The organism is Sporosarcina gallistercoris (assembly GCF_014836415.1).
GTDB classification, from domain to species: domain Bacteria; phylum Bacillota; class Bacilli; order Bacillales_A; family Planococcaceae; genus Sporosarcina; species Sporosarcina gallistercoris.
Genome location: NZ_JACSQY010000010.1, coordinates 1 through 18486, shown reverse-complemented (window position 1 = coordinate 18486; position 18486 = coordinate 1). Strand labels below are relative to the sequence as shown.

General features: G+C 40.3%; 15 protein-coding genes. 14 read left to right on the top strand and 1 reads right to left on the bottom strand.

The window, feature by feature from the left end; genetic code table 11:
* The first annotated feature begins 29 nt into the window (after positions 1-29).
* The 9 genes from H9659_RS12315 (at position 30) to H9659_RS12275 (ending at position 10255) form a co-directional block, all read left to right on the top strand.
* Positions 30-908: a tyrosine-type recombinase/integrase gene (locus H9659_RS12315; RefSeq protein WP_191690987.1), complete on the top strand. Its 879-nt coding sequence runs from the start codon at positions 30-32 to the stop codon at positions 906-908.
* Between the two features lie 373 nt (positions 909-1281).
* Positions 1282-1851, top strand: coding sequence for a hypothetical protein (locus H9659_RS12310; RefSeq protein ID WP_191690981.1), 570 nt, complete (start codon positions 1282-1284; stop codon positions 1849-1851).
* A 105-nt stretch (positions 1852-1956) separates the two neighbouring features.
* The gene (locus H9659_RS12305) at positions 1957-2631 is read left to right on the top strand and encodes a hypothetical protein (RefSeq protein WP_191690979.1); all 675 of its coding nucleotides are present in this window, start codon (positions 1957-1959) and stop codon (positions 2629-2631) included.
* 79 nt (positions 2632-2710) lie between these two features.
* Positions 2711-4570: a DUF927 domain-containing protein gene (locus H9659_RS12300; protein WP_191690977.1), complete on the top strand. Its 1860-nt coding sequence runs from the start codon at positions 2711-2713 to the stop codon at positions 4568-4570.
* Positions 4571-4666: 96 nt separating this feature from the next.
* Positions 4667-5542: a tyrosine-type recombinase/integrase gene (locus tag H9659_RS12295; protein WP_191690975.1), complete on the top strand. Its 876-nt coding sequence runs from the start codon at positions 4667-4669 to the stop codon at positions 5540-5542.
* A gap of 20 nt (positions 5543-5562) precedes the next feature.
* A complete protein-coding gene (locus H9659_RS12290) occupies positions 5563-6324 on the top strand; it encodes a hypothetical protein (protein ID WP_191690973.1) in 762 nt (253 codons plus the stop codon).
* A gap of 965 nt (positions 6325-7289) precedes the next feature.
* Positions 7290-9170, top strand: a complete 1881-nt coding sequence (locus H9659_RS12285; RefSeq protein WP_191690971.1) for a hypothetical protein — start codon at positions 7290-7292, stop codon at positions 9168-9170.
* Positions 9171-9506: 336 nt separating this feature from the next.
* Positions 9507-9914: a JAB domain-containing protein gene (locus tag H9659_RS12280; RefSeq protein WP_225217832.1), complete on the top strand. Its 408-nt coding sequence runs from the start codon at positions 9507-9509 to the stop codon at positions 9912-9914.
* On the top strand, positions 9914-10255 hold the full coding sequence (locus H9659_RS12275; RefSeq protein WP_191690967.1) for a hypothetical protein: 342 nt from the start codon (positions 9914-9916) through the stop codon (positions 10253-10255). Before H9659_RS12280 ends, H9659_RS12275 begins: the two co-directional genes overlap by 1 nt.
* Positions 10256-10404: 149 nt before the next feature.
* Here the strand turns inward: H9659_RS12275 and H9659_RS12270 are convergent, their stop codons facing one another.
* The gene (locus H9659_RS12270; protein ID WP_191690965.1) at positions 10405-10590 is read right to left on the bottom strand and encodes a hypothetical protein; all 186 of its coding nucleotides are present in this window, start codon (positions 10588-10590) and stop codon (positions 10405-10407) included.
* A 55-nt stretch (positions 10591-10645) separates the two neighbouring features.
* Here H9659_RS12270 and H9659_RS12265 point away from each other — a divergent pair, with 55 nt between their 5' ends.
* The 5 genes from H9659_RS12265 to H9659_RS12245 all read left to right on the top strand — a co-directional run bounded on the left by H9659_RS12265 (position 10646) and on the right by H9659_RS12245 (position 18331).
* Positions 10646-11200 (top strand): tyrosine-type recombinase/integrase, encoded by a 555-nt coding sequence (locus H9659_RS12265; RefSeq protein WP_191690961.1) that lies wholly within the window; start codon positions 10646-10648, stop codon positions 11198-11200.
* A 930-nt stretch (positions 11201-12130) separates the two neighbouring features.
* The gene (locus tag H9659_RS12260) at positions 12131-12667 is read left to right on the top strand and encodes a hypothetical protein (RefSeq protein ID WP_191690953.1); all 537 of its coding nucleotides are present in this window, start codon (positions 12131-12133) and stop codon (positions 12665-12667) included.
* A gap of 898 nt (positions 12668-13565) precedes the next feature.
* Positions 13566-14426, top strand: a complete 861-nt coding sequence (locus tag H9659_RS12255; RefSeq protein WP_191690950.1) for an immunoglobulin-like domain-containing protein — start codon at positions 13566-13568, stop codon at positions 14424-14426.
* Positions 14427-14579: 153 nt separating this feature from the next.
* Positions 14580-16034 carry an S-layer homology domain-containing protein gene (locus H9659_RS12250; protein WP_191690948.1) on the top strand — a complete coding sequence of 485 codons (1455 nt, stop codon included), beginning with the start codon at positions 14580-14582 and terminating at the stop codon, positions 16032-16034.
* Positions 16035-16402: 368 nt separating this feature from the next.
* Positions 16403-18331 carry an S-layer homology domain-containing protein gene (locus H9659_RS12245; protein ID WP_225217831.1) on the top strand — a complete coding sequence of 643 codons (1929 nt, stop codon included), beginning with the start codon at positions 16403-16405 and terminating at the stop codon, positions 18329-18331.
* Positions 18332-18486 lie beyond the last annotated feature (155 nt).

Sequence of the window (18486 nt, the reverse complement as noted above, 5' to 3'; positions counted from 1 at the left end):
GGTCTTTTTTTAATGGAGGAGGAACAGTTATGCAATCGACGATAGAAGCATTTGAACAGTGGCTATTTGAAGAAGGACGTGCACCTAGAACGATAGAATCGTACGTGTCAGACGTAAAAGGATTTCAACAATTCCTGAAGGAAAAGACAGCAGGAGAAGAACAACCATTGTCCCGATTCTCCTTTGTCCGTTTCAAAGAACACCTAATACAAAAGAACTTTGCAGTAGCAACCATCAACAAGAAGGTAAACAGTCTGAAAGTGTACAACGATTTTCTAAGAACCACGGGAGCTCTAAGTGAAAGCATCATCGTATTGAAACGGGATAAGATACATATTGCCGCTGGAAGTGAAGCAGCTGTCACGAGTCTGTCTGAGGAACAAGTGGAACAACTACTATTCTTTGTCGAGAACCGCAACAAGGTTAGCGCTCGAAACAAGCTCATTGTCTACTTAATGTTATATACCGGCGTCCGAGTGTCTGAACTGGTCAGCATCAAACTCTCGGACATTGACTTCCTCACGAGTCATCTTCAAGTCATCGGCAAAGGCGGAAAGAGACGTGAAATCGGCTTGAAGTCAGAAGTGCTTAGGTTGGTAAGGGGCTATATAAAAGAAGAGCGTTCTGCGTCTGTTTTCCACCAAAGCGACTATCTTTTGGTGAGTCAGCGTGCAGAAAAGATGCATCGGGATGCGGTGAGAAATTGGCTTGCAAAGATTTCAGATGAATTGGGATTCAGGCTACATCCACATATTTTTAGACATACATTTTGCACAAGGTTGTTGAAAAAAGGGGTAGATTTGACGACTGTCAGTAAACTTGCCGGACATTCTACCGTCAACATGACCGCAAAATTCTACATTCAGACCACACGAGAAGAGAAAATGGATGCTATTAATCGTTTGTAGTTATGTAAAATAACGTAAGAAAATTCTTTAAATACAAGACTGAATTTTAGAAATTTTAATTAGAGGACATTGTGAAATTCAGATAGTGAGGATTCTTGTGATACGCGTAAAGGCTCGGGCTACTAGTCCAAACGTCTTTTCAGTCGGGAAGCTTTACTTTCCATAAACATCAAACGGGAAGGCTTGGTCTACCATGAAAACTTGCTGAAATAAGAAAATAAAGTATGTGAAAACCCTTTAGGTAAAGCGTTTTGGTGTTGTTCTTGATTGAAATAAAAGTCTTGCTTTACCTCTGTGATTCATGGTTTACTGTGTGAGAAGTGTTAAGTAAAACAACTGCTACAACTCATGCAGTCGAAAAGGAGACAGGAAAATGAACACTAACGAAACGAGTACTTCTGCAGCAATGACAACCTACGAATGGCAGGGAGGAAGACGAGATGCTTTTCAAGGAAGTTCAAACCATGATTTAGGCGTACACATCCTAAGGAAGCTTATCAATCAAAATTACTTAGATTATATGAACCTCTTGGAAGCTTGTAAGCTTATTGGAAAAGAGAATCTAACGGCTATACTCAACCAGCGAATCCACAATGACCGGTTTACAGTGGAACTGGATTTCATTGAATCAGAAGAACCTGTCATCAGGGGAGAGTATGTTGGTTTTTCTATCCAACTACAACAGTTGATAATTCCGAAATCCTTGCTAGGCTTCCTCTCAGAAGAAGCAATTCATAAGGCATTCAATTTAGTCGGAATAAGAGGTATGGATGAGCACACAATGAGCTACACAGTGTCCCTAAATGACGAGTGGGATGCAGATACCATCAAACAAATTGCCAAAGGCATCAATTGTTACTTGGGACCTTTTGTTGAAAAAGCAGCGAAGAAGCTGAAGCTCAAAGATTACCGCATGGTATTCATAGTCGGAGTAACGTTTTAACCTGCCAAGGAGCGTAGTGTATACGTGGAGTAGGGGATGAGCTGGACGGCAATGATTGATAAGAACTTAAAGTAAAACGCTTGCACCATAAAAGGAGGAAGTAAAATGGCACTAAGAAAATCGAAATTACCAAGAGTCACACCGAATCAAAGTACGGTAGAGAATACAATAGATGTATCGAGCACAACTGCTCATGTAAAGGAACCAGTAGAGGGAAGTAAGACATTCACACAGACCGAATCGTCTAAAATCGTCAATCCGTTAGTAGAACAGCATCCAGTAAAGAAAATAGGGGTGTTGAAAGAACTTGAAGAAATATTGCCTACTAATACGTTTTCAACGAAAGGGGCTGCTCTCTCCATCGTCAACAACAAGAATGGGAAACGCGTCAAGGTTGCAACTCCGATACTCAATGCACTGGATTCACCGAACGCTGTCCGCTTCCTAGTGAATGATGAGAATCAAGAAGTATACATAGTAGCGGCTCAAGCAGAAGAAGTCGCACACAACCTAGCAGGTAAGCCGACTAAAAACGTGGTGTATTCCGCAGGACTGGTGGAACGCTTAACATCCCTGTTTGAATTAGACTACAGTTCCCGAACCTCCCATTCCATTGGAACATGGACAGTGATTGAAGAAGAAGGAACGAGAATGATTTGTGTTCGCTTAGCGAAAGAAATTCAAGAAGAACGATACGAAGAACTGGAAGACGAACACGCTGTACCAAAGCAGGTCACGGAGCCAGTGTCTGAAATGGTGTCGGAATCTTCTGCCTCTTGAAAGGTGTCCCATCAAACTAAAAGAAAAACGTCAAGTGGCTGCAACCACTTGACGTCTACTAAAGGAGTGCTGAACTGACATGGCAACAAAGTTAAGCTACAAATACGAGTTACTTCCTAATGCAGCTGTCACAACCCTACCTAATGCTTCTGACGAGATTAAAATTGGTAGTAAGTTCATTGTAACGAAAAACAGTTTGTATGTTCAAGAAACAGATATGGAAACAGGAACAAAAACTAAGTCTAAACTATCCCAGTTGGTTTGGATAGATAAGGTGTACCGAACACTCGACAACGGGACGGTGTTGTTGGAAATCCTCTTCTACTCAAGAGGACAATACCATCGAGTGAGCACAACACGAGAAATCTTCAATGAAAAGAATATCATGCTGCTAACCGAAAAAGGAGCAGATGTCCGAGGGGATAACTACAAACGAATCGTCGCCTTCCTTCAACAGCAAGAACAAACGATTCAACAAACGCATTACCTGCATACCGCATTAGGCTGGAAGCAGACTGGGGATGAATTGGTCTACTACCATTATCACAGTCTTTCAGGGAAATCGATAGAAGAACCGAGTGGAAGTGTACGAGATACACGTGTAAATGAAGTCGCTTCCATCTACAGTGGACCATTAGCCATCCAACCGACCGGTCAATTTGAGGTGTGGAAAGAAACCATTCGTCAACATGTACTGGGTAGACCGGCATTAGAGTTTGCGCTGGTGTATGGGTTTACGTCCGTGGTCAATGGATTGTTGTCTAAATACCTTCCATTGGAGGTGTTGCTAGTTCACATCTATGGGGATAGTTCAACAGGGAAAACTACAGCTTCTCGACTTGCGATTAGTAGCTTTGGCAAGCCAAGTGCGGATGGACTTTTGAAGAACTGGAATGCGACATTCAATGCTCTGATGAAAGTCATTGCACACAATCATGGACTCCCCATTGTACTGGATGAGTCGAGTACCAAAACCAACTCAGATTTCACTTCCGTCATCTACCAGCTAGCTGAAGGTCGGGATAAAAACCGATTGAATTCGGATATTGAATTACGCGAACAGGAAAAGTGGTCTGGTGCATTCCTCTCGACAGGCGAACATCGTCTCACAGAGAAGTCGAATCAAAATTCAGGACTCCTCGTACGTCTCCCTGAATTTGGCAACATTGCGTGGACCGACTCAGCAGCTCATGCGGAAGCCATCAAGAATGCACTGGAGAACAACTACGGTCACGCTGGACCACAATTTGTGCAACACGTCATTGACACATTCGAAGAAGAAGCGTGGAGAGCGCAACTCGAAGAGTGGAAGGAAAGAGTCGTGGAAGCCATGACCATCAAAGATGGATTCTCTGAGCGAATCGCTGAAAAGTACGCAGTGATGCTCCTAACAGGACAAGTGATGAATGACTGTTTCGACTTTGAGATTCAACTGGATTCATTACTTGAGTTCATCATTGAAAATGACCAAGAGAACATCGGTACACGTTCATTAGAGTCGAAGTCGTTGGATTACCTTCAACAAAAGATTGTGAAACATCATGCCAAGTTCAATTTTGGAGACCGAGGGTTCTCCGGAACGGCTTGCTACGGAGCACTGAAGAAGAAACAAGACTACTTAGAGGTATCTGTCGTCAAGACGATATTAGATACATGGTTGTCCGAAGGTGGCTTTTCTAGCAATCAAGTTGTGCTGAAAGGATTGAAAAAAGAAGGGATTCTCGACAACGAAGCAGGGAAGAACACCCGTCAACGTAAACTGGTAGGCGAAGAAGGGAAACCAGCGAAGCAAACGGTGTACGTTCTGAAACTACCTCACGAACTATTAGACGAGGTCAGTACACTTCCGCAGACGCATCATCTTTCAAGACCTAATTCAGTTTTTATGGACAATCCACCAGCGCAATCGCTAGAAGATATTTTACCGGACTTTGATTGAGTACTGAAGGGGAGTGACTGAATGAGAAAAGCGGATTCAGTCACAGCCTTCTCCATACCCACACAATAAACGAATGACTAAAGGAGAGAATGAACCATGTTACTAACGAATAGCTTTGAAGGATTTGAAAAACAGCTGACACATGCTGAAAAAAGCCCAGCAACCATCCGAAGCTACATCATGAGTTGCAAACGTTTTGCAGAAGCAATTCAGACGAAATACAACCGTCCAGTGTTTCTAGAACAGATACAGGAAAAGGACATTGAAGAATACCTCTACGATTTGAAAGTAAATAAAGGATACAAACCATCCAGCATCAATGTCACATTGAATGGGTTACGCAATCTGTTCAAGTACGCCATGCGGAATCATTTTGTAGAAAAAGACCCGACGGCTTACATAGAGACGTTGAAGAATCATAAAGAACGACGGGATTTCCTCACAGTCGAAGAAATTCAATTGTTGTTGTCGACCATGAATCACTCACTAGGGAACTTAGTTGTGCGGACTCTAGCCTTTACAGGGTTACGGATAAGTGAATGTTTGGCGTTGACCATGAATGACATTGATTTTGACAAGAATCGTGTGTACGTACGAAACGGGAAAGGAAATAAACCACGGACGCTTCCACTCTCACAAGACCTGAAACCGTACTTGATTGCGTACAAAAACGGACCTAGACGTTTCATACAAGACAGTGACACATTCTTTGCGACACAGAAAACAGGGAAAATCTCTCCCGTCTACATCAATCGTTTGTTGAAAGAAGCGACAACAGAACTCCAGTGGGACAAGAGAGTCACCTGTCACACGCTCCGTCATAGTTTTGCGTCCAAGCTTGTCAAAAATGGAACAGGATTGCCGACGGTTGCTGCCTTGCTGGGACATTCTGATTTCCGAACGGTAACAGCAGTCTACGTCCATGTAGATGAGTCTGAATTGCAAGATGCAGTGAACCAACTAAGTCTATAAGGGAAAGGAAGTTGAAGAAGATGAAACAACTAGTAGAAGCGGTATCGCCAGAGCATGATGAACGTGTCCATACCATCCTAACGAAATTAGCTCAAGGCATGAGTCGAGATGAGTTAGCAGGAGAATTTAATCATAAGGATTATAAATCAATAGATGCGTACATGAGAAAAAAAGGCTACCGCTATGATAGGTATATGAAAAACTACGTTCCGCAAATAGAGGAACAAGTCATTCACGTCAATACATCCAAAGCAACCCGAGTCATTGAGTTACTGAAAGTCAATACAGATGAGCCAATGCTTGTCTGTCAGAAACTAGGATTCAAGGACATGCAGGAAATAGGCGACTTCATGGGAATGAAAGGCTACCAGTGGAACACGGAATTGAATAATTATGAACGGAAACCACAGGAGATTGCAACAGGTAGGAACGAATTGATTGAAGAGATGCCACGACCAACTGCAACGAAAGAAGTAACGGAGGTTGAACAAACTGACCTCGCATCTTACCTGTCCCTATTGAAGCTACTGAAACATAATGAAGAACGACTTACAGAGATACTGATTCCATACGGGAAAGGAGGAAGCATCCCCCGTTACACAATAGTGGGTGTTGCACAAACCAAAACCGTTCAAATGATAAATACACTCTCCAATCTAGTTAGTGAGTTTGCGAGGGAAAATAACATGACCCAACGAGACCTATTTGAAGTAGCACTCGTTGACTTTTTCAGAAAGTACGGATATGAAAAAGAGGTTGTACAAGTACTGAATGGTCGCTAAGAAGCAGAACGAGTGCTTCTTTTTTTTGTGCGAAAATGAATTCCGAAAAAACCACGAGCGGAAGGACGAGAATCTCTCGAAATCCACAGATTGGAAAGAAGAGAAACTCAGGCAGGACAAGAGCTGAGACGAAAAACCTCGAAACCCCGCCCTTTTCAAAGGAGAGAGTCATCTACTAAACAGGTAGAAAATACTCAAGATTAGTTGTTTTCATATACTCAGTTAGCATTCCAAGACCATGAATTACTGAAGAATTCTAATGTATGTATCATGGAGTAAGTGAGTCTATTCATTTACAATCATCCCTGTAGCCTTCCATGTTGATTTTATTAGGTTAGAAGGAAGTAGAGGTTTTAGGGAATGTGTAGTGTACTATATAGTAAGATTATTTGTTCGTAATATGATTTCATGTATCCAAACTCTAGAGAGACGAACGACGTTTCTTTTGAAAAGTGTATTCTATCTGTCTCAATGGATGGATGAATTTTGAAGGATTTGGCTGGATGTTTTGGTTTGTCAGATTGGTTAATGGAATGTAGTTACACAAAACCAGTTTCTTGAGGTGAATCTCTATCGGAGAAGTGCTGGGGTTTTGGGGTTTTTGAAACCAGTCCTTGTATGGGATGGAGTGTCCCAAATGATGCGGTGGGATTTCATCCGTTTTGTGTGAGATTTTCAAGGGGTTTTTAGCAGGATTGGTGTTTGGGCGACATTTTGACTATTGGTTCTCTTTTTTTGATTCTCTGTTGTTTTCCTTTGTATTGCAACATTGTTCATTGATTTTCTATTGAACAACAATTTTCCAGAGACACGAGTGACGTGAATGCTTGGTCTGCTAGGGTTCCGTGAAATACCAATTCACCCATTTTCTAGGTTGCTTTTAGGCGATTAACGCCAAACAAGTTGAAGTTAAATTCAATACTCCTGTAGAAGAATCATCTGTCACAGGAACTAACAATACTAAATTGAATGCTAATGTTGTAGAACTAACTAGAACTACTACTACAGCAGATGCGAATGCTGTTACTGGTGCACTTCCAGCTACAACTGATGCAAAACTAAGTGAAGATGGAAAGACACTTACAATCACAGCGCCTAGCACAAAGTATTTCAGTGGAAACTACGATGTGAAAGTTAGCAATGCAGTGAAAAAAGGAACAACTGATAAAATTGAAAATTACTACAGCAAATTTGTTGCTGACGATGCAACTGCACCAACAGTAACAGAAGCTAAATACAATGTTGCTACTGATAAATTTGAATTAACTTTTTCAAAGCCAATTGACGCTAAAACGGGTGAAGTTGTACGCGTTAATGGACAGCCGGTAGCTACGGGTAATGTCAATTTAGTTACTCCGCCATCAACTAAATTGACGATTGACCGTCCTGCTGATGTAGAACCAGGAACTACAGCAGCTATTTATGTTGCAGGTATTACGGATGCTGTGGGTAACTTAATGACTGCATATAATGGTAACGTTCTTGTAGCTCAAGACACTGCTGCTTTGGCTGTGAACAGTATTGAGCAGATTCAAAACCAAAAAGTTCGTGTAACTTTAAACAAAAAGTTAGATTCAACTTCAAATACTAATATGTTAGCTGGAACAGGACTTGTTGTAACTAAGTCTGATGGCGCTACTACAACTAACTTTACAGTTGCAGCAGCACCAGCTGATGTTAATCCTGATGGAAATAAATATGATATCACTCTAACAGACGCTGCTTATGCAAATGGAAACACTGAGAACTTCTCTATTACTTTCGTTGAAGATGCATTTAAAGGCGTTAGTGGAACAAAGAATAAAGTTTATACTAAGAATGTAACTTTGACTAAAGATACTGTGAACCCTACTGTTAAATCTACAAAGGTTGCTGTAGATAAAGAATCTGTAGAAGTAACATTTGACAAAGCTGTAACAGTAACAGCAGTAGGAAGTGTCAAACTTCGTCTTAATGGAGCAGAACTTTCTCCTGTAACAGCTACTGTTAAAGCTGGAACAGATAATGTTGTAGTTGTAAAAACGACAGATGCTGCAGCTGTAACAGCTGGCAAATTAAAAGCAGGTACTTACCAAGCACGATTCGAAGCTGGTGCAGTTACTGACTTAAATGGTAACAAAAATGCTACTTTCAACGCTCCGACAGTAACAGTAGGAGACAATTCAACTGTAGACCCTGCTAAAGCAGTTATTGCAGATTCAGCAACTAATGAATTCACAGTTACAGCACCAGGCACTGAGAAATTTACTGCAGCTAGCCTAAACTATCAGAACTTTGTTCTTGACGGTCAAACAATTCCGGCTAACAGTGATATCACATTTGTTGATAATACGAACAAAGTAATCAAAATTAAGCTACCTGCAAGTAATTCAGTAAATATTCAAGGTCCTGCTCTACTAAAAGCTACTGGTTTAACATTTGATTCAGGTAATCCATATGCTACTAGTTCAGCAACTGTAACGGTTGCTGATAATACACCAGCAACCTTAACTGCATCTAAGGTTCTTGGTAACACATTGGAACTTACTTTCGATGAGGCTATTGACCCGTCTACACTTGCAGATGAAGCAGCTGTAATTGCTGACTTTACTATTAAGAGTGATGCTGGAACGTTTACAGTAGCGGGTACTCCTGCTCCTGCAACAGCAACAGTAGCTCAAGGTTCTAATGACAAGAAGATTGTCATCACTGTAGTACCAGCTAACAGTAATTGGTCTACTGTTGTCGGCGGAGCAAACTTGACTGTAACTACTAAAGAAGGCAGTACTGCAGGTAAAGTAACGAATCTTAAAGACAAAAACGGTGTCTTGGTTAAATCTCTAGTAAAAGTTTCTGTAACTAAATAATTAGAGTTATTACTAATAGATATCCTAATGTTCAAAGTTAAGGTTCGGCAACATTTTGCTGAATTGAAGACCCTCTAATCGAGCAATCGGTTAGAGGGCTTTTCTTTTGCCTTCACAACCGTAGCAACTAGCATTTCAAATAGATATTATAATCCTGAATACACGAAGCGTCCTCATCCATTCAACCGGGTGAGGACGTTTTCTAATTTAGGAGGAGAAACCATGAAAGAAATTAATCCGTACACGAACACTCAACACACATCAGAAACATCACCCACACAGTCTGCACAATCCAAGTCACATCCAGCCAAGCGAGTTGACATTGTGTCCTTGCGAATGGTGAAAGAAACAAGCCTACTGTACAAGAATCGTTCCATCAAGAGTCCTGAAGATGGCTTCCACCTGTTCAAACAGTTTCTAGGTGAACTAGATAGAGAATACTTTGTCGTCATGTGTCTCGATGTAAAGAATCAACCCACTCACATTAACGTATGTCATGTGGGGACATTAGATTCGATTTTAGTACACCCTCGGGAAGTCATGAAAACCGCCATTCTGTCTAACTCTTGTTCGATTATAGTCGCCCACAATCATTCATCCGGTAATCCGAGTCCAAGTCCTGAAGACATTGAAGTCACTAAGCGATTGGTTGAAGCAGGAGAGCTAATCGGTATTGATGTCCTTGACCATCTCATCATTGGTGAAGACGATTTTGTCTCATTGAAAGAAAAGGGGTACATTTAATGACAAACCAACTCAATCAAGGCAAGCTCATTTCTAGTGAAGTTCAGTGGTTCGTTCAAATTTTACGGAAAGATTACGGCGTGAAAGTGACTGCACAAGACGTTAGTACAGAAGGATTGGAATTAGGGATGGATGAATTAGATTCAGCATTCATCCCACAAGAACTGTTTGAAATCATTCCAAGTACTCTACTTTATGAATTGATGATAGTTGAAGATAGCGAAGAATATGTTTGGTGTGGGACGATTGGATTCTATCCGAATTCACCGCAATGGTGTCTCCAAGTCATTACGAAAAACGATGAAGTTCAGTTGAGAAAATTGCTGTCAATCATCGACTAAGACTCACGACAAAACTAGACAACTAGTCTAATAATCTCATGACCGTTCTACTTCTCAATAAGTGGATTGGACGAGAAGGTTGCTAGGTCAACAAACCAACGGTTTTTACAGGTTAATAACTCCCGAAAGAAATATAATACTGTCGTGAGTTATTGTTTTACACTACTAATCATCCGACAATAAGGAACTCTCTTCATTTCAAGAAACCAGTAAGAAGCTAGCTGAAAGGAAACCGTCATGAGTAAGCTACCGAAATTATCCATCATGATTCCCGCACCTGTCATTGAGCTAGTCGTCACACTGCTAGTCATCATCATCAAACGTAAATAGACCATGAATGCCTCTCTTTGAGGTACGCATGGTCTTTTTTTAAATGGAGGAGGGACATTCATGCAATCAACGATAGAAGCATTTGAACAGTGGCTCTTTGAAGAAGGACGTGCACCTAGAACGATAGAATCGTATGTATCAGACGTAAAAGGATTTCAACGATTCCTGAAGGAAAAGGCAGCAGGTGAAGAGCAACCATTGTCGCGGTTCTCATTCGTTCGCTTCAAAGAACACCTACTACAGAAGAACTTTGCAGTCGCGACCATCAACAAGAAGGTAAACAGCCTTAAGGTCTACAACGATTTTCTAAGAACCACAGGTGTTCTAAGTAAGAGCATCATAGTATTGAAAAATGACAAAATACATACCTCAAGCGGCAGTGAAACAGCTGTCACAAGTCTGTCAGACGAACAAGTGGAACAACTATTATTCTTTGTCGAGAAACGCAACAAGGTCAGCACAAGAAACACGTTGATTGTCTACTTGTTGTTGTACACAGGCGTTCGAGTGAGTGAACTGGTCAGCATCAAACTCACGGACAGTGACTTCCTAACCACTCATCCGCAAGTCACTGAAAAAGGAGGAAAGAGACGTGAAATTGGCTTGAAACCATAAGTGCTACGTTGGATAAAGGAGTACATTCAAGAAAGAGAGTTCCACGTCTGTTTTCCAATAAAGTAGCTATCTAAAATTGCCTTGCAAAGATTTCTGTAGACTAGGGTTTTGAAAACATCATATATTTTAGGCATACATTTTGCACAAGATTATTACAAGACGAGTCGATCGTCGTCTTGAAGCGAGATCACCGCTGGAAGTGAAGCAGCGGTCTGTATCCTCAGTTAATCTAGGAGCTTCATCAAGTTCAAAAACTGTCCTTTCCTACGTCTATTTTTACTAATGGTGAAATAAAGTGACATGTATTTATATTCACCCGTGTAACGCCACAGATGGGTATAAATACATTTTAGCGGCATGATAACTCATCCCGGGTAAATCATTTTTAAAGATCTGGATGTATGAATGGAGAATTCTGGTATAATATAAACTGTGAGAGTGAATCATAATTTTCAATAATTTCTTGGTGAGTCGGATGCTGTGTTTTTGTATTATTATCACGACAATATTGTATCTTTTATAAAAAAGTCGAGAGAGTTAAACTGGGTTAGCCGAAATTGTAAAGAATAATTCTTCTTTTGGATATTGAATTATACAACGAAGCACAACTAAGTAAAAGACTCCTGAACATAAAATACTATTAAAAAAGGTCCTGACTAGAAGGGGGATTTGCAAAGTAAATAGTCGGTAGGAGGGATAAATCTATTAGAGTTAGGCTCAGGGAATACTATTTATCAGAAAAATAGTAAATCAATGATCTATAAATATTACTAGTAAAATATGGGGATTAATTGGTGAGGGATTAGTGAAGGATTACGAAGAAAAAATGAGGTTGTAAAAAATTCACGTGGTTATTGGACACAATTCACAAACTAGTTTTGCTTTTCAAACCGACTATTAGGTTGACGGATAAAAAGGAGGATAATTACCATGAAAATATTAAAAATACTTATGTATAGTCTTGTGTTACCGGTTATAATACTTTCGGGTTGTAGTGAAAAAGAACAAAAATCTGCAGACATCGACGAACAAAAGGAAGAAAATAAAGAGAGTGTAGGCGAAGACAGTTATAACGACATTGATATTGGAATCATTGAGTCTGCTGGCGATCTTATTATTGACATCAATGATGGGAATGGTGACTATAAACCATTTAGAATGTTAAATGACACTGAGATTTATTTAAAAGTAAGAGATATTATTGATAATGCCAACTGGGTAGCAGTGAAAAAAACAACAAGTAGTTCTGGGGAATTTCGTATTGAAAGTATTGATAATGAAGACAAAGAGAATCCAGTAAAAACGTTTTACTATCTATCATTAAATCCTGATGGTAAAACAGTTAAACTTATTGATTCAACGCATGATTTATATACGGATTTGAACGAATTGGATTCAGAAAAGTTGTTCGGCATTTTAGTTAATGAAAACTTGTCGAATTATGATATAAACAAAAACAATCACTAATTTAGGGAGTAGTGAATAGTGCCTGCTGGACATGAAATTGCGATTATTCCAAAATGAAATGAAGTCAGACAAGTACTCTAATCGTTAAATTGATTAAAGTACTTTTTTGCTTATTACAAGTTTCTGTAAGAGCGGTTCATGAAGTAGATACATGAAACAAGTACACTTTGGTTTCTTTCGGAATAGCACCAAACAGCCCCCTAAATCATCACTGAAAACAATATGGTGAGGTTTTTCAATAGGAAATCCATAGGAGAATCCACCGACAGTCGTCACCTATCCTACAAGCGCCAACCCGCTTTTACTAGCAGTACCCCTGCCTACAGTTCCTTTATTCTAGTTCTACCACATCAACCGTTTTTCCAAGATAATTAGCTGTATCTTTAAAGTTGTGCTTGATGTACAGAAGTTGTGAACTCATGAGGGAGAGTTGACATCATCGTATCCCATTCGTGTACTTTTGCACCGAGAAGTCTACACAACCATCTATTAACGTTTCACAATAAATTGAATCTCCGAAACTTCTATTAATAAATTTCCTCATTCCCATACTTCGCACGATTTAGCCAACTAAGTTAGTTGAATTCTAGACAACTTGAATTCACGCACTTCTAAAATGCTGTTAGGGCAGGTGATAGGGGTTCAGATGAAATTTCTCCAATGGAGGTAAACAGTAGTGTAGGGAAGCGAAGATGTATGAAGTGTCTTTGGAGAAATCCATAAGCAAGAAAACGGTTAGAGATTTTCTAGGAATCTAGGTAAATAAGTTGATTGCTCTCCTGAAGAAACACATTGATTACAATTAGTCATTCGCATTCTACTGGTATTAATTTAACATAAAGTGCAACTATTCCATTTTTGGAACGACTAACTAAATAAGAGATTGGAGGAGTGAAAGATGAAAAGACTTATTGCAATAAGTACGTTGAGCATTTTTCTAATGGGCTGCACGGCTTCTAAAGAAATAGAAGTAGACGAAGAAACAAAAAATTATGAAGGGACCTATCAAGACTTATACATCCAGAACTTTGCAACTGTCGTGAACTCTGGGACGGAACGTTATGGTCAAGGAAATGTTTTTAGACGCCATGATCCCTATCGGCTCAACGGAGCTATTGAAGTATATCCCGGTTCTGTTTATGAACCAGACATGCCCGCGAATTTGAAAGAGGGGTATACCGCAAAAATCACATTGGAGGAAGTGAATCGACATGCAGAACAGGCGAAAGAGATTTTTTCAATCACTACAACCAATCTGGAAGAAGCCAAAGTCAAGATTCCCAATGAGCCTGGTAAGTTGTATAGATATACAGTGGAAGTCAGGGATGCCAATAACGCAGTGAAGGACGTTCGATACGATCCGCTCTATACTACTTTCGATCAGTATAATATGGCTATGAAAATCATGAAGGATGTTTATAAAAAGAACGAAACCATTACATTCATAATCGAGAACTGGGGTCCGAATTATATTTCCTACAGTAAGGATCTGGAAGTGTTTAAAAAGAAAGAGGATGAGTGGGTGAAAGTTGTCAGGCAAGAAGATCCCGGATTTGTAACGTTGCCATTAAAAATAGAAACGGCATGGTCCATGTCGTATTTGAAGCTGGATGAAGATGGTGACTTAATCATGCCGCTTGAAAATCGCAGCATCGTATTAGATCGGTACGAATGGGAAGAAGGGCAATACAAATTGAAAATACAGGTAGGCTCTGCGAAACATCCGTATACATTGGAAGATACTTTCCGTGTCGAGTGAAGAATGATGAATGAGTAAATTCAGCAAGTGTTCACTCTTCATCGTCTGAAATTATGTATTGTGGAATTCCTTCCATCTAATACACCAATAAAAACCAATGTCCTCTTGCGAAAAATTCGAACTATAGTAAGCTACTGGTAGGGAGGGATGGTTTTGAAAAAAATAGTAGTTTTACTCTTATCAGTTTCCTTGGTTTTGTTAGGGAATGTAGAACCAGTGAACGCAGCAGGTTTTTCGGATGTACAGAGCACACATCCTTTTTCTCAGCATATGAGATTTTTGTATGATAAAGAGATCATTCGAGGATTTGAGAATAATCGGTTTGCACCGGATAATGACGTGACTCGCGGTGATGCAGCCTTGATGATCGCAAGAACTCTCGATTTGAAAACAGAAAAAAGGGACACTGCCTTCTCGGATGTAAGTAGCCAAAGTGCAGCTTCAGGAGCTATTCAATCGGCTAGCGAAGCTGGGATCATTAACGGATATACAGATGGAACCTTTCGGCCGAATGAAGTCGTGACCCGCGGCCAGATGGCGAGCTTTTTAGCGCGTGCATTTAAACTCGAGGAAGAAGAAGCACTTTCGTTTCATGATGTTCCAATTAGTTCCAGTAGCTATTCCGATATTCGCAAAGTGATTGCTTTTGGTGTCACCGAAGGCTATTCTGACGGACGTTTTCAACCAGCGAAGTCGTTGACGCGTGCTCAGTTCTCTGCGTTTCTTGCACGCGCGTTAAATGACGAACTTCGTTTAACCGTCTACGTGTGTGGATATGATCCTGAAAGTCGAGAAAATCCGGATCGACAAACCATGAACTGTTTGCTTACGAAAGCTGCAAGACAAGCGGAAACTCCGATACCGCCTGAAATTGTAAAAGCGCTTGCGTCTGTAGAAAGCAATGGCTGGAAGCAGTTCACTGACAAAGGTGAGCCGATTATTAGTAACGACGGTGGCATCGGGCTGATGCAAATCACGAACACCGCTGGATACGATGTAGAGCGGCTAAAATATGATGTAATGTATAATATTGAGGCAGGTCTGGACTTCCTTCAAACAAATTTCATTCGAACGGATTTACCGAAAATTGCAGACCATGATTCAGCAAAATTGGAACACTGGTATTTTGCAATCATGGCGTATAATGGCACTAAGTCTGTAAATAGCCCGTTTTATCAAGCGACGGGTGATAGAAACTTGAATGCCTATCAAGAAAAGGTCTATTTCGAGCTCAGTAAAAATGGCTTGTTGAATACCGCTATCCATTCCATTCAAATGACGAAAGAGGACTTCAGTTATGGTGAAGTTACGAACCATACGATCCAGTTCAAGAAAAAAATCTTCGATATGACAAAAGAAGCAACCACGTCCAAGGAATTACTGACATCCGGTGATAAGGTAACGTACTCTGGATCGGGTATGCGGACAGAACCGAATACATCTTCAAAACTAGTACCCACGACTTCAACGGACCAACTGACAATTTTAGGCGGACCGGTTTACAATGAACCTCCAACTTCGAAAAACCAATTCGTTTGGTACCCAGCCCAAACTGTGAAGAATGGGAAAAAGCAATCCGGTTTCATTGCATCGCCTTATATCAAGTAGTTTTGGATGCTTGATGGAGAATCGTATCCGTGAACTTGGGGCTAATTGAGTTAAGATTCGATGGTTAGAAATTCACTTGGGTGAAAACGTATACAGCGCACAATGTTGTATAGTTAAATAGCTGAACAAACAAAAGAGTTCTCTAATTGAGTTGTCAATTTGAGGACCTTTTTGTTTATCGAGATAGGAATATTCTGCATTTAACAAGACGGTTTTTAATAGTAGACCGTGCAATTCACCTAAATTTCTCGTTTTTACAACAAACATTGTAAATTAAGTGAAAAATCTTCTATGAATATTTACCTAATCATGGTAAGATTTTCTTTAGGAATAATTATTATAAAATTTGGAGGGATTCGATTTTGAAGATGTCTGATAAGTTATTTAAAATGACCGTAGCGAGCGCAATGCTCACAGGCTCGATCGTAGCACTGGCTCCAACTGCTCAAGGTGCAGAGGCAGTTACGTTTAAAGATGTATCAAAAAGTATGGCTTCTTATGAAGCAATCATGAATTTAACAAAGCGTGGGGTAATCAGCGGCTATTCGGATTCAACATTCCGTCCAGCAGAAGATGTAACACGTGGCCAGGCGGCTAAGTTCATCGCAGGGATTATGAATTTGGATACTTCGTCCGTTGTTGACCCTAAGTTCTCAGACGTACCGAAAAGTCATCCGTTCTATAAGTACATTGCAGCATTGAACAAAGAAGGTGTCATTCAAGGGTACGGGAACAACAAGTTCGGAGTGAATGACAAATTGACTCGCGCCCAGATGGCGATTATTATCGGGAAGGCGTTTGGGTTTGAACAGAAAGAACTCGTGAACGATAAGTTCGTCGATGTGAACAAAAAACTTCCTTATGCACAATACGTCCAATCATTGATAGACTATGACATCACACGTGGGCTGACGAGCACTACATTCGGTCCTTACAATTTTGTCGATCGTGCGCAAATGGCGATTTTCCTGCATCGCGCTGATATGATGAAAGACGGCGTGGAGATTACAGGAAATGTAACATCCGTTAAAGATGGTGAAGTAGTGATCAATAAAGGCAGCTATACTGTTTCCGATTCAGTAAAAGCTATCTTGAACGAAAAGAATGCATCTGCATTAAAAGGTGCTGAAATCACATTAAATGTTAAAAATGGACAAGTTGTTTCAGTGAAGTCGCTCGAACTAAACGCTTCCGGTACAGCTGCAACGCCACTTGTTTTTGATGGTGCTGGTTCTACACTCTCTGGCGACTTGAAGTTGACAGGAAAGCACTTAGCGATCAATAACTTCAAAGTGAACGGCACAGTCACGATCGGAGATGCTCCAGTTTCCACAGCAACCATCGTTGCGGATTCTACGATTTCGTTCACAAACGTAGGTTTTAAAGTCGTGGAGGTGGATAGTAAATCTCCAATGGCAATTCAATTCCTTGGAACAAGTTCACTTACTCAATTGAATATCCTTTCCAATATCAAATTGATCAGCGACACAACATATATCTTCCCTTCTGTGGAAATCTTCAAAGGTGCTGACAACGTAACATTGGATGCTCAAATCAATAGCCTGACAGTTCAAACGCCAGATAAGTTCACACTGGATGGCAATGCAGCTATTAAGAATCTAGTTTTAGCAACAGCGGCTCCAGTGAACATTGAAACGACGGGTAAGGTGGATAACCTACTTATCAAACTAAAAGAAGCACTCGTATCACTAGGTGCCTCTACAAAAGTCGGCGATGTGAAGCTACCAGCCGGCACGGATGCAAAAGACGTTATCAAGGACTACGATAGTGTGAAAGATAAAATTGATAAGGTGGATGGAGAGCCAGTTGTAACTCCAACACCGCCAGTGACACCGCCTGTTACGCCACCAGCTTCTAATGAGGCGGCAGAAGCTGCTGCTAATTTAAAAGTTCAAATTAGTGAGAAGCTAAAAGGTTATTCCGATGGTGAGGATTTCCAGATTACTGTTACTGGTAATACTATCAACTTTAAAATTGGAGGAAAGTTCGATCCAGAAAAGATTAGCAATACGGGCTTGATATCGTCTTTCTTAACTTTAAAAGAAATTCAATCTGTTGACGTTGATTATGGTATTGATAATGCGAATATCAAATTATACGTTAGTAAGGACAAACAAAAATCTGAAAGTGAACTTAAGAGTGAATTAAAGGTTTTGATTGATAAGACAGAGTACAAGAAAGACACAACTTTTGATGTGACTCTAAATGGAGAAACGAATTCAGGTGTTACTTATAATGTGAAATACGATGTGGTGTTAAGTTTAATTCCTGGTTAAAAATAACTAGGATTTAATCCAATATCATTTGCAGAAACAACTGAAGCCAAAATAATAATAAGAAAACTCTCCAATCAAGGCACTGACTAACCTTTTTGAGACAAGTAAAAAACACCTTATTATGCAGCCAATTGTCGGTATTGAACCGGCGATTG

What these genes read in the sequence shown, in the direction of transcription:
- H9659_RS12315 (WP_191690987.1), top strand. Translation starts at nt 30, where the DNA reads ATGCAATCGACGATAGAAGCATTTGAACAGTGGCTATTTGAAGAAGGA.
- H9659_RS12310 (WP_191690981.1), top strand. Translation starts at nt 1,282, where the DNA reads ATGAACACTAACGAAACGAGTACTTCTGCAGCAATGACAACCTACGAA.
- H9659_RS12305 (WP_191690979.1), top strand. Translation starts at nt 1,957, where the DNA reads ATGGCACTAAGAAAATCGAAATTACCAAGAGTCACACCGAATCAAAGT.
- H9659_RS12300 (WP_191690977.1), top strand. Translation starts at nt 2,711, where the DNA reads ATGGCAACAAAGTTAAGCTACAAATACGAGTTACTTCCTAATGCAGCT.
- H9659_RS12295 (WP_191690975.1), top strand. Translation starts at nt 4,667, where the DNA reads ATGTTACTAACGAATAGCTTTGAAGGATTTGAAAAACAGCTGACACAT.
- H9659_RS12290 (WP_191690973.1), top strand. Translation starts at nt 5,563, where the DNA reads ATGAAACAACTAGTAGAAGCGGTATCGCCAGAGCATGATGAACGTGTC.
- H9659_RS12280 (WP_225217832.1), top strand. Translation starts at nt 9,507, where the DNA reads ATGGTGAAAGAAACAAGCCTACTGTACAAGAATCGTTCCATCAAGAGT.
- H9659_RS12275 (WP_191690967.1), top strand. Translation starts at nt 9,914, where the DNA reads ATGACAAACCAACTCAATCAAGGCAAGCTCATTTCTAGTGAAGTTCAG.
- H9659_RS12270 (WP_191690965.1), bottom strand. Translation starts at nt 10,590, where the DNA reads ATGGTCTATTTACGTTTGATGATGATGACTAGCAGTGTGACGACTAGC.
- H9659_RS12265 (WP_191690961.1), top strand. Translation starts at nt 10,646, where the DNA reads ATGCAATCAACGATAGAAGCATTTGAACAGTGGCTCTTTGAAGAAGGA.
- H9659_RS12260 (WP_191690953.1), top strand. Translation starts at nt 12,131, where the DNA reads ATGAAAATATTAAAAATACTTATGTATAGTCTTGTGTTACCGGTTATA.
- H9659_RS12255 (WP_191690950.1), top strand. Translation starts at nt 13,566, where the DNA reads ATGAAAAGACTTATTGCAATAAGTACGTTGAGCATTTTTCTAATGGGC.
- H9659_RS12245 (WP_225217831.1), top strand. Translation starts at nt 16,403, where the DNA reads ATGTCTGATAAGTTATTTAAAATGACCGTAGCGAGCGCAATGCTCACA.